Consider the following 11,650-nt stretch of genomic DNA (forward strand, 5'->3'; position numbering starts at 1 on the left):
CGAGCCCGCGCCCTTCATCTTGCCCGGAGCGTCGCTGTAAAGGCGCTCCCATGTCGTTCCCAGTATCGGTCACGTGGCCGGCGGACCCTTCGGGCGCGCCTGAAACCGATCCGGAGCCTTCGCCCCGATATGTCGCGAGTGCTCGAAGGCACGTCGCCGCAGCCGAGCCCGCGCCACCGGCAAGGATCGCTGCATGTATCACATTCCCCTGGCCAAAGGCCAAACCCAATTCGTCCGCATCGAGCAGACGCAGGGATGAAATCTCAGCTCCACCGGTCGCCGCGACCGCGCGTCGGGCGGCGTCCAGCTTGCGTATTCCGTCCGGCGCCGCATCGCTGGCATGGATCACCATGAGCGCGCGTCCCGACCGGATGGCCGTATCCACCTTGGTCGCGCCGGTTACCAGTTGTCCGGCCTTGCGGGCCAGCCCGAGGGCGCCCAGCGCGGCCTTGGCCAGGAGCCCGTCCACCTGATCGCCGAGATCGGCCGGTCCGGTGACCTGCGCCCGGAACGCCCGGGCGAAGAGCTTGCGGCGAACCGCCTCGTCGACCAGCGTCCGGTCGAGAGAGACATGGGCTCCCCGACCGGGAAGTCGACGCCGCAGATCCGGCACGACAGCCCCGTCGGGGCCGCGCACGAAGCGGATGAGATCGGCAGGATCGCACGTCCGACGTGAAACGATGCACGTACGATCGTTCAATTCAACCTCCGCTTCGTGGCCCGCGTCCTCCGTCATGCCGATTCCCGGCCCGTCCTTCGACTCAGACCGCCTGGCCTTCCTCGGCCTCGTCGGTCATCTCTTCCTCTTCCGGTCCGGCAAGATCCGCTTCGGTGATCCAGCCGGCAATCAGACGCGCCTGCAGCACCATCTGGTCGGCGTCGGCACGCGACACCTCGAAGGCAGACAGTGCCCCCGGGAAACGCGTCGTCTCGCCGTTCTTGCGCTCGGTCCAGCCGATCAGATCGTCGGCGGCGCAGCCGGCGAAGTCTTCCATCGTCTTCACGCCGTCCTCGCCCAGCGCCACCAGCATCGGCGTGGTCACGCCGTTGATCTGGCGCAGATCGTCGCTGACGCCCAACTCGACGCGCTTGGCGTCGAACTCCGCCTCGCGGCGCTCCAGGAATTCGCGTGCGCGCTCCTGGATCTCGGAAGCCGTCTCGTCGTCGAAGCCTTCGATCGCGGCGACCTCGTCCTGGTCGACATAGGCGATTTCCTCGACGGTGGCGAAGCCTTCCGACGCCAACACCTGACCGACCATCTCGTCGACATTCAGGGCGTTCATGAAGGTCTCCGAACGCTCGGCGAATTCCTTCTGGCGCCGCTCGGATTCTTCCTGCTCGGTCAGGATGTCGATGTCCCAGCCGGTGAGCTGCGAGGCAAGCCGGACATTCTGTCCGCGACGACCGATCGCCAATGACAATTGGTCATCGGGGACCACGACTTCAATACGCTCGGCGTCCTCGTCGAGCACCACCTTGGCGACTTCCGCCGGCTGCAGCGCGTTGACGAGGAAGGATGCGGCGTCCGGCGACCAGGGGATGATGTCGATCTTTTCGCCCTGCAGTTCGCCCACCACGGCCTGCACGCGCGAACCGCGCATGCCGACGCAGGCGCCGACCGGATCCACGGAGGAATCGCTCGAGGTCACCGCGATCTTGGCGCGCGAACCCGGGTCACGGGCGACGGCCTTGATGGTGATGATGCCGTCGTAGATCTCCGGCACTTCCATGGTGAACAGCTTCGCCATGAACTGCGGATGGGTGCGCGACAGGAAGATCTGCGGACCGCGCTGCTCGCGGCGCACGTCGTAGACGAAGGCGCGCACGCGATCACCGTAGCGGAACAGCTCCCGCGGGATCTGCTCGTCGCGGCGGATGATGCCTTCGCCGCGGCCGAGATCGACGATGACGTTGCCATATTCGACCCGCTTGACCGTGCCGTTGACGATCTCGCCGACGCGGTCCTTGTATTCGTCATACTGGCGGTCGCGTTCTGCGTCGCGCACCTTCTGGACGATGACCTGCTTGGCGGACTGGGCCGCGATGCGACCGAAATCCATCGGCGGCAACTGCTCGGCGATGAAGTCGCCCGGCTCGGCGTCGGGGTTCTTGTCCCGGGCAAGGTCGAGATAGATCTGGGTGTTGGGATCCTCGACCTCGTCGACGACCTCGAGCAGCCGCTGCAGCTTCATCTCACCAGTCTTCTGGTTGATGTCGACGCGGATGTTGGTTTCCTGGCCGTAGCGCGAACGTGCCGCCTTCTGGATGGCGTCGGCCATCGCCCCGATGACGATCTCACGATCGATCGACTTTTCCCGCGCGACAGCGTCCGCAATCTGCAGAAGCTCCAGCCGGTTCGCACTGACTGCCATTGTCTCTTCTCCTGACTTCGAACCGTCCGCCGCTCAGCCGCAGTCGGTCCCATCATCGCTTCCGGCCGTCCACCCTTGAGGTGACTTGTGGCACCTGGCGTCCGGTCGGCTTCCCGACCGGGTCACACCGCAGTGCCCGGCTTGTCGTTCGTCATAAGGCAGCAGGCGCTGGCGCCCGCTGCGCCATTCTAGTGCTCGGAGGCTCCTGCCTCGTCGTCGTCGCCAACATCCGGGTCGACGTCGCCCCGCGCCTTGCGGGCAGCCTTGTCGGCCTTCAGGGCCGCGGCGATCAGATCGTCGGTCAGGATCAGCCGCGCTTCGCCGATGGCATCGAAGGGAATCTCGACCGCGCCCGGCTCGCCTTCGGCAGGCTGGTCGCGTTCGACGATGATCGCCTCGTCGCCGACGGCCACGATCTTGCCGCGATAGCGCTTGCGCTCGTTGATCAGCCGGTTGGTCTCGAGCTTCATCAGGAAACCGGCCCAGGTCTCGAAGTCGCCCTTGCGCACGAGGGGACGGTCGATGCCCGGCGAGGACACTTCCAGATGATACGCCTTGTCGATCGGATCGTCGACATCGAGAACCGGAGAGACCGCGCGCGATACCGCTTCGCAATCCTCGACGGTCATCGTGCCGTCCGGCCGCTCCGCCATGATCTGCAGCGTCATGCCGTTGAGGCCCGAGGTGCGCACGCGCACCAACCGGTAGCCGATCTGCTCGATCGCCGGCTCGACGATCTCAGCGACGCGGCCTTCCAGGCCCTGTTCCTTCACGATGCGGTCTGTAGCGGTCGTCACGGTACTCCGAGAGAAGTGTTGCGGGCCGGCGTCCGACCCGGCCCAGTTGATCGATCCGCGACATGGATCGGCGTCTTGACGCGTGATCACTGGAGATACCGTACCCCCGGTAACAAAAAAGAGCGGGACCGGCAGGACCCACTCTCTCGACCACATCGCAGAGAATTTGGGAGGGGTATACGCCGTTTTCCCCGATCCTTCAAGCATCTTCACGACGGCCCCGGCCACGCCGCGCCAAAACCGCCTCAGCGGCGACGGAAAGTCAGGTAGGCCGGCGGGCGTCCCTCGCGGATCGCCTTCGCCTCGTAGCGGGTGCCGGGCCAAGCCTCGTAGGGTGTGTGCCAGTCGGCCGCGCGCTCGGCCGTCCACTCGAATTCGGCATGGTCGCGGCAGTGGCGCAGCGTCCAGTCGACATAGGTGTCGATGTCGGACGCGAAGCGAAAGCTCGATCCGGGCGCCAGCACCCGGGCAATCCGATCCAGATTGCGTGCATTGACGAACCGCCGCTTGAAATGGCGGCGCTTGGGCCAGGGATCGGGATAGAACAGATCGACACCAGCAAGACTTGCAGCAGGCAGCCAGTCGAGGAGGCGCGTGGCGTCGTCGTCGTAGAGCCGGAGGTTGGGCCGCGGCGCATCCTGGATGGCGCTGAGCAGCTTCGCCATGCCGTTGACGAAGGGCTCGACGCCGATGAAGCCGACGTTCGGAAAGCGTCCGCTTTCGTGCAGGAGATGCTCGCCGCCGCCAAAGCCGATCTCCAGCCGCACCGCCTTGACGGGCATCGGAAACAGATCGGCCAGAGATTCGGGGGCAGGCTGGGTGAGGTCCGGCCGCAACTGCGGCAGAACCTCTTCGATCAATGCGGTCTGGCCGGGCCGGAGCTTCGGCCCCTTGAGCCGGCCGAAGAACGCCTCGCGCGAGCGCTCGGGATGTCCTTCGGCCGTCATCGATCAGCTAGCCAGCGCGGCCTTCAGCTTCGGTGCGAGATCGGTCTTCTCCCAGGAGAAGGAACCGTCACGGCCGGGCTTGCGGCCGAAATGGCCGTAGGCTGCGGTCTTGGCGTAGATCGGCTTGTTGAGGTCGAGATGACGGCGGATGCCCGTCGGCGACAGATCCATCACCGCGCGGATCGCCTTCTCGATGGCCACTTCGTCGACATTTTTGCCGGTCTCGTGGAGGTCGACATAGACCGCCAGCGGCTGGGCGATGCCGATCGCGTAGGCGAGCTGGATCGTGCAGCGGTCGGCGAGCTTGGCGGCGACGACATTCTTGGCGAGGTAGCGCGCGGCATAGGCGGCGGAACGGTCGACCTTGGTCGTGTCCTTGCCGGAGAACGCGCCACCGCCATGGGGCGCCGCACCGCCATAGGTATCGACGATGATCTTGCGGCCAGTGAGACCGGCGTCGCCGTCCGGGCCGCCGATGACGAACTTGCCGGTCGGGTTGATGTACCAGGCGCAATCGTCGGCGATCGCGATGTCGCTCAGGGCTTCGCGGATATAGGGCTCGACGACCGTCCGCACCTTGGCCGAATCCCAGCTGTCATCGGTGTGCTGGGTGGACAGGACGATCGAGCTGACCTCGAAAGGCATGCCGTCCTTGTAACGCACGGTCACCTGGCTCTTGGCGTCCGGGCCAAGATGCGCCGCATCGCCTTCGCCCTTCTTGCGCGCGGCCGCCAGGATTTCGAGGATCTTGTGCGCGTAGAAGATCGGCGCCGGCATCAGGTCCGGCGTCTCGCGGCAGGCATAGCCGAACATGATGCCCTGATCGCCCGCGCCTTCGGCCTGATTGGCGCCGTCCTCGGCGTCAGACGCTTTGTCGACGCCCTGGGCGATGTCGGCCGACTGCGAATGCAGCAGGATGTCGACCTTGGCGTTCTTCCAGTGAAAGCCGTCCTGCTCGTAGCCGATATCGCGGATCGCACGACGCGCGGCAGACCGGAAACGACCGGCATTGATGACTTCGTTGCCGTTCTTGTCGGTCTTCATCAGGCTGGCCGGCAGGCGAACCTCGCCGGCGATGACGACGCGATTCGTGGTCGCCAGGGTCTCGCAGGCGATGCGAACCGACCAAGGGTCAACGCCAGTCTTCTTGGCCTCTCGATAGATCAGATCGACGATCTCATCGGAGATCCGGTCGCAGACCTTGTCGGGATGGCCCTCCGACACGCTTTCGCTGGTGAAGACATAGTCAGAACGCGCCATCGATTCCTCTTTCCGTTTCTGGAGAATCCCGCTTGGGGCAGTCAGACGCGAGAGCTTGTCGTGCCGTTGAGCACCACAACAGGAACTTACGCCCGGCTTGAATCTTGCGGAATGCGGTTTGGGGCAATGGCAGCGCGGCGTCAAGTGCGCCCGGGGCTCACGTGTGACGCGAGTCGCTCAGGACCTAGCTGTCGGTCTCGCCAGAGTCGGCCAAGGTGCGGACCAGATCGATGACGCGGCGGCGGACCTTCGGATCGGAGATGCGCACAAAGGCCCGGTTCAGTTGCAGGCCTTCGGAAGAAGAGAGGAAGTCGACGACATAGTCCGGGCTCGATGGTTCCTGCAGACTTTCGCTGCCGGTCATGCCCGTGGGCGCGTCCTCGAAGAAGAAGGACACCGGGACGGTCATGACTTCTGAAATCCGCTGCAACCGGCTGGCACCGATCCGGTTGGTGCCCTTCTCGTATTTCTGGATCTGCTGAAAGGTGATCCCGAGGCTTTCGCCCAATTTTTCCTGGCTCATGCCGAGCATGGTCCGACGAAGACGAACCCGCGACCCGACGTGGATATCCACCGGATTGGGCTTCTTCTTGTTGTCGACCATGGCGGGTGCCTCTTCTCTCAGCATCATCGACATCGCAACTTCCATCCGATGCGGCGGGCCGTCATCCCCATCGGCGGTGCGCCTCCGGGCCCCAGAAAATTGTCGCAATCAATTTCGGCCTTCGGGTTAGGCAGCGCGTGTCGCGCATGTCAATCAATCAGAGCGCGCATCTTTAACCGCATTGCTATCGGGATCATCCATATTATGAAAAATGCAATCCAGAATGGGGTGTTGCCCCAGCTTGCGTAGATCGTGGCGGGGGCGGCCATGGGCAGCGGCGTTTCGATGCTTCCCGTCGCGCCGAGCGCCAGCCCGTCGAGCTGCCGCCCATAGGCGTCCGTGACGACCGAGATGCCGGTGTTGGCGCTGCGCACGAGCGGCAGTCCGAACGCGACCGAGGTCAGTTCGGCCAGCCGCAGATGCTGGTAGGGGCCGGGCGTATCGCCATACCATGCGTCATTGGTATCGTTCACGAAAAAGCCCGGACGATCGTCGGGCGCGCCGGCCTCGATCTCGGAAGGAAAGATGATCTCGTAGCAGATCAGCGGCAGGAAAGAGGGCGCGCCTTCGAGAGGAACCGGACTGCGCACGGTACCCGCCGAAAAGCCGCCCGGCATTTCGGCGAGTTGCGACAGACCGAACCCTTCGAGGAATTCCTGGAACGGCAGATATTCGCCGAAGGGGACCAGATGCGTCTTGTCCCGCGCATCCACGATCTGGCCCGCGTCGTCGATGACGTAGACCGAGTTATACACACGAGAAGAGGTGATATCGGCGCCTTCGAGCCGTGCTGCGCCGGCAATCAGCGTTTCGCCGGGCTGCAGCGCCTCAGCGATTCGCGCGATGGCGTCGGGCCGCTCGGTCAACAGGAATGGAAAGGCGGATTCGGGCCAGACGACAAGGGTGCGCGTAGAAGGGTCGGCGGGCCCATCCGAGGCAGCGCCTCCGGCCGCGGCGGGATCGACACTGGCCGCGACAGCGTCGGCTCCGGTCAGCGACAGGTGGCGCTCGAAGATCCGCTCCGCTTCGTTCTCGTCCCATTTCAGCGATTGCAGGATATTGGGCTGCACCACCCGGACCCGAACATTCTCGACCAGTTCGGTCGGATGGGCCTGCAGCCGCCAGGCCCCGTATCCCACATGCAGGACGAGCAGGGTCGCCGCGGCCGCGAGCATCGCGGCCCGGCCCCGCCGGTCGACGATGACGGCCGGGCTGGCAAAGACGACGACGGCCAGGAGGGTCAGCCCGTGCACGCCGACGAGGCTGCTCGTCTGCATCAACAGCGGCAGCGGCGCGGCCATGACGCCGATCTCGTTCCAGGGAAAGCCCGTGAACAGGATTTCGCGCAGATATTCGAACAGCGCCAGCGAGCCGGCCAGCGCCAGGATTCGATACGCGCTGTCGGTCCACACGCAACGCGCCAGCGCGGCCGCCAGCCCGAAATAGATGGCGAGGATCGCCGGCAGGCCGAGCACCGCGAGCGGGATGAAGATCGCAAAGCTCGCCGCGTCGACCATCATGGCGGCGCCCAGCCACCACAGGCCGGCGACGAAATAGCCGAAGCCGAACAGCCAGCCCGTGACGAAGGCCGGCGCCATGCGGCGCAGGGCCGAGCGGCCCGGCTCGGCGGCCGCGCCGTCAAGGAGCCAGACGAGCAGCGGGAAACCGATGAAGCCGACGGCGGGGAAATTGTAGGGCGGCAGGGCGAAGGTACAGATCGCCCCCGCCGACAGCGCCAGCACCATGCGGCGCCAGCCTTCGGCGAGCGACACCCAACCAGCAATCCGGTCGAGAATATTGTCGTCGCGGATGCGGTCGTCGCCGCGGGAAATAACGCTCACAGGGCCCCCTGCAGGATTCGGTCGGGCCGGCATCCTACGCCGGGCGCCGATGATATGCAGAACATTCCCGCGACTGCGGCTGCCGAAGACGGCCAGCGGTCACCGACGCCCCCTCAGGCGTCGGCCAGTCCTTCCACGAAGCGGCGGCGCTTCTCGCCCTGGCGGAAGCGGACAATCCGGACACGGCGAACCCGGCGCGGGTCGGCATCCAGTACCTGGAACTCGAAGCCGGGAACAGCCTGCACCACCTCGCCGCGCGCGGGTACACGGCCCAGCTCGGAGAACAGGAGACCGCCGATCGTGTCGGCCTCGTCCTCGTATTCGCTGATGTCGAAATCCTCGCCGACCAGCTTGCGGACCTCGTCGAGGTCGGCGCGGGCGTCGGCGTAATAGATGCCGTCGCCGCTTTCGGTGATCATCGGGGCGTCGTCGTCGTGCTCGTCCTCGATGTTGCCGACGACCATCTCGATGATGTCCTCCAGCGACACCAGTCCGTCGGTGCCGCCGTATTCGTCGATCACCAGCGCCATCTGGGTGCGGGTGGCCTGCATGCGCGCCATCAGGTCGGTCGCGAGCATCGAGGGCGGCACGAAGAGAACCTTTCGGATGATACCGAGGTCGGACACCTTCCGCGCCAGGTTGATCTGGCGCAGGTCGAGGCCGGCCCGGGTCCGCGCGGCCGGCTCCTTGGCGCCCTGCCCGTTGGCCGGTCGCGCGACGCGGGTGATGTGGCCGACCACGTCGCGGATGTGGATCATGCCGCGCGGGTCGTCGAGGCTTTCGCCATAGACCGGCATGCGCGAATGGCCGCTCGATTCGAACTGCTTCATCAGTTCGCCGAGGGTGGTTGTAATATCGACGGCCTGAATGTCGGCGCGCGGCACCATGACATCCTCGACGCGCAGTTCGCGCAGCCGCAGGATGTTGTTGAGCATCGCGCGTTCCTCGGGCGAGAAGGCCCCCTCGCCGGGATCGTGATGCAGAAGGGCCTGGGTCAGGTCCTCGCGCATCAGGCGGGGCATGCGCGGACGCACCCGCTGGATCAGGCCGCCAAAGAAGCCGTCACTGCGGTTTGCGCCGCGCCGACTTCGGTCGTCGCCGGCTGCGTGGTCGTCGCCATTCTCGGCGCCGGCCGGTCCGCGGTTGCCGTCAGCCGCCGCGTCTGTGTCGAAGGTCATCGTCTCGCTCTTGGTTCGCCGGAACATCCTGTTCGGCTTCGTTCAAGGGACCGGGTTCGTCGCCATAGGGATCGGCGATGCCAAACTCGGCAAGAATGGCGATCTCCGCCGCCTCCATGTCGTCGGCCTCGGTGTCGATCATGTGATCGAGGCCCATCAGATGCAGGAAGCCGTGCACGAGAAGATGGCGGAAATGGTCCGCAAAGGCCTTGGCCTCCTCATCCGCTTCGCGAGCGACCGTTTCGAAGGCGACCAAAAGATCGCCCAGAAGCGGGCCCGGCCGCTCGCCCGGCGCCAGATCGGCCATGGGGAAGGACAGAATGTTGGTCGGCTTGTCCTTGTTCCGCCATTCGGCGTTGACGGCGCGTACCGTCTCGTCGTCGGCCAGCGTCAGGGATATCTCGCTGACGAGATCGCCCGGCAGGCCCAGCCGCGCCGCGGCGACCGAAAAGGTCTCCACCGCCATCGCCGGAATGTCGCCAAGGCCGGCATCGTCCCAGCGGGGATCCTCGACGGTCAGCGCGACGGTCAGGCCATCATAGGTCGGCATACCGAAGGCGGCACGCGGTTGCGATCCGGGCATTACCGTGCCGCGGGGATGCCCGGCGCACGAGCGCGCGTCGCATCCTCCTCATAGGCCTCGACGATCGCCTGGACCAGCGGATGGCGGACGACGTCCTTGGCGGCAAAGCGAACCGTCACCGCCTGAGGCACCGTCTCCAGAATGCGCATCGCCTCGGCGAGACCGGATTTCTGTCCGGGCGGCAGATCGACCTGGGATGGGTCCCCGGTCACTACCATCCGGGCATTCTCGCCCAGGCGGGTCAGAAACATCTTCATCTGCATGGTGGTGGTGTTCTGCGCCTCGTCGAGGATCACCGCCGCATTCGCTAGCGTCCGGCCGCGCATGAAGGCCAGCGGCGCAATCTCGATGGCGCCGGCGGCCAGCGCCCGTTCGACCTTCTCGGCCGGGATCATATCGTAGAGCGCGTCGTAGAGCGGCCGCAGATAGGGATCGACCTTTTCCTTCATGTCGCCGGGCAGGAAGCCGAGCCGCTCGCCCGCCTCGACGGCCGGGCGCGACAGGATGATCCGCTCGACCTGCCCGCGCTCCAGCAGCATCGCGGCATGGGCAACGGCGAGATAGGTCTTGCCGGTGCCGGCCGGCCCGACGCCGAAGACGAGTTCGGAGCGCTCCAGCGCTCGCATATAGGCGTCCTGCGTCGGCGTGCGCGCGTGGATGGTCCGGCGCCGCGTCGAAATCTGCGCGAGCGACATGCGGCCCTTCTTTTCCAGCGTCGGCAGATAGAGCTGGTCATCGGCCGCGATCGCCATGCGGATGGCGCCTTCGACATCCTTGATGCCGATCTCGGTGCCGGCCTGCAGCCGCTCGTACAGATAGTCCAGCGCCCGCCGGGCCTGCTCGCAACTCGCCGAATCGCCGCGGATCTCGACCTTGTTGCCGCGCGCCCGCGCGTCGACTTTCAGTTTCTGTTCGAGCAACGCGAGATGCTCGTCGAACTGGCCGAAGAGCGAGCCGGCCAGGCGGTTATCCTCGAAGGTCAGGACGATGTGAGCCATGTCGGATGCACCCGACGCAGGGGCTGCGGTACTACGCTCCGTCCTCAAGCGATCTTCCTTATCGGTTCGGCAGGCACTGCGTTGCGATGCCGCGCCTCGGCGGCCGGAACGGCACCGCCGGTCGCCAGCAGCGAATTCGGCAGGGTCGATTCGATCCGCACTGTCACGATATCGCCGATCTCACCGGCGGCCGCGTCCAACACAACGGGCTGCAGGAACGGCGAGCGTCCGACACGCTGGTGGGGATAGCGCCCCGGCTTTTCGACCAGAACGTCGATGTCACGGCCGACGAGGCTTTCGGCGAAATCGACCTGATGCTCGCGAAGCAAGGCCTGCAGCCGCTGCAGACGCTCCGACTTCACCGCTTCGTCCACGTGATCGTCCATCGTCGCGCCAGGCGTGCCTGGACGGGCCGAGTACTTGAAGCTGAAGGCCGAGGCGTAGCGCACCTCGGAGACCAGTTTCATGGTGTCCTCGAAATCGGCGTCCGTCTCGCCGGGAAAGCCGACGATGAAGTCGCCGGACAGGGCGATATCGGGGCGTGCCTGACGAATGCGGTCGAGAAGCCGCAGGTAGTCGGCGCCCGTATGGCGACGGTTCATCGCCTTGAGAATGCGGTCGGAGCCGGACTGCACCGGGAGATGCAGATAGGGCATCAGCGCCGGCAGATCGCGATGAGCGGCGATCAGGTCATCGTCCATGTCGCGGGGATGAGAGGTCGTGTAGCGCAGACGCGCGAAGCCGGGGATCTCCGCCAGCGCCCGCAACAATCCACCAAGGCCGATGTCACGGCCCGCCTCGTCCTGCCCAGACCAGGCATTGACGTTCTGGCCGAGCAGCGTGACCTCGCGCACGCCGGCCGCCGCCAGCGCGCGGGCTTCGCCCATGATCTGGGCCAGCGGACGCGAGACTTCGGAGCCACGCGTATAGGGCACCACGCAGAAGGTGCAGAACTTGTCGCAGCCTTCCTGCACGGTGAGGAAGGCCGTCACGCCGCGCGCACGGATTTGCGGCGCCGTCACCTTTGGCAGATGCCGGAACTTGTCCTCGACGGCGTAGTCCGTCTCCAC

The 11,650-nt window shown here is 65.8% G+C and carries 10 protein-coding genes and 1 pseudogene; all 11 read right to left on the reverse strand.

Annotation, left to right across the window (positions count from 1 at the left end; translation table 11 throughout):
- Nucleotides 1-103 precede the first annotated feature (103 nt).
- Nucleotides 104-736 (reverse strand): annotated as a pseudogene (locus ACEQX1_RS13615) (RNA-binding protein); the annotation flags it as partial.
- Between the two features lie 25 nt (nucleotides 737-761).
- Nucleotides 762-2,372, reverse strand: coding sequence for a transcription termination factor NusA (gene nusA, locus ACEQX1_RS13620; RefSeq protein ID WP_024349512.1), 1,611 nt, complete (start codon nucleotides 2,370-2,372; stop codon nucleotides 762-764).
- Nucleotides 2,373-2,560: 188 nt separating this feature from the next.
- Nucleotides 2,561-3,169, reverse strand: a complete 609-nt coding sequence (gene rimP, locus ACEQX1_RS13625) for a ribosome maturation factor RimP (protein WP_370194542.1) — start codon at nucleotides 3,167-3,169, stop codon at nucleotides 2,561-2,563.
- A gap of 245 nt (nucleotides 3,170-3,414) precedes the next feature.
- Nucleotides 3,415-4,116 (reverse strand): tRNA (guanosine(46)-N(7))-methyltransferase TrmB, encoded by a 702-nt coding sequence (locus ACEQX1_RS13630; RefSeq protein WP_370196930.1) that lies wholly within the window; start codon nucleotides 4,114-4,116, stop codon nucleotides 3,415-3,417.
- Nucleotides 4,117-4,119: 3 nt separating this feature from the next.
- Complete coding sequence (gene metK, locus ACEQX1_RS13635; RefSeq protein WP_024349509.1) at nucleotides 4,120-5,376, reverse strand: methionine adenosyltransferase; 1,257 nt, start codon at nucleotides 5,374-5,376, stop codon at nucleotides 4,120-4,122.
- A gap of 184 nt (nucleotides 5,377-5,560) precedes the next feature.
- On the reverse strand, nucleotides 5,561-5,980 hold the full coding sequence (locus ACEQX1_RS13640) for a helix-turn-helix domain-containing protein (RefSeq protein WP_009211039.1): 420 nt from the start codon (nucleotides 5,978-5,980) through the stop codon (nucleotides 5,561-5,563).
- 149 nt (nucleotides 5,981-6,129) lie between these two features.
- Nucleotides 6,130-7,725 carry an apolipoprotein N-acyltransferase gene (lnt, locus tag ACEQX1_RS13645; RefSeq protein WP_187390136.1) on the reverse strand — a complete coding sequence of 532 codons (1,596 nt, stop codon included), beginning with the start codon at nucleotides 7,723-7,725 and terminating at the stop codon, nucleotides 6,130-6,132.
- Between the two features lie 209 nt (nucleotides 7,726-7,934).
- Nucleotides 7,935-8,999, reverse strand: a complete 1,065-nt coding sequence (locus ACEQX1_RS13650) for a hemolysin family protein (protein WP_024349507.1) — start codon at nucleotides 8,997-8,999, stop codon at nucleotides 7,935-7,937.
- Complete coding sequence (ybeY, locus tag ACEQX1_RS13655; protein ID WP_370194539.1) at nucleotides 8,971-9,582, reverse strand: rRNA maturation RNase YbeY; 612 nt, start codon at nucleotides 9,580-9,582, stop codon at nucleotides 8,971-8,973. The genes ACEQX1_RS13650 and ybeY overlap by 29 nt, the downstream gene beginning before the upstream one ends.
- The gene (locus ACEQX1_RS13660; protein WP_040325976.1) at nucleotides 9,582-10,580 is read right to left on the reverse strand and encodes a PhoH family protein; all 999 of its coding nucleotides are present in this window, start codon (nucleotides 10,578-10,580) and stop codon (nucleotides 9,582-9,584) included. Before ACEQX1_RS13660 ends, ybeY begins: the two co-directional genes overlap by 1 nt.
- A 44-nt stretch (nucleotides 10,581-10,624) precedes the next feature.
- Nucleotides 10,625-11,650: MiaB/RimO family radical SAM methylthiotransferase (locus ACEQX1_RS13665; RefSeq protein ID WP_370196931.1), on the reverse strand; the 1,026-nt coding region annotated here is incomplete at its 5' end.

The organism is Aurantimonas sp., from assembly GCF_964217435.1.
Classification (GTDB): Bacteria; Pseudomonadota; Alphaproteobacteria; order Rhizobiales; family Rhizobiaceae; genus Aurantimonas; species Aurantimonas coralicida.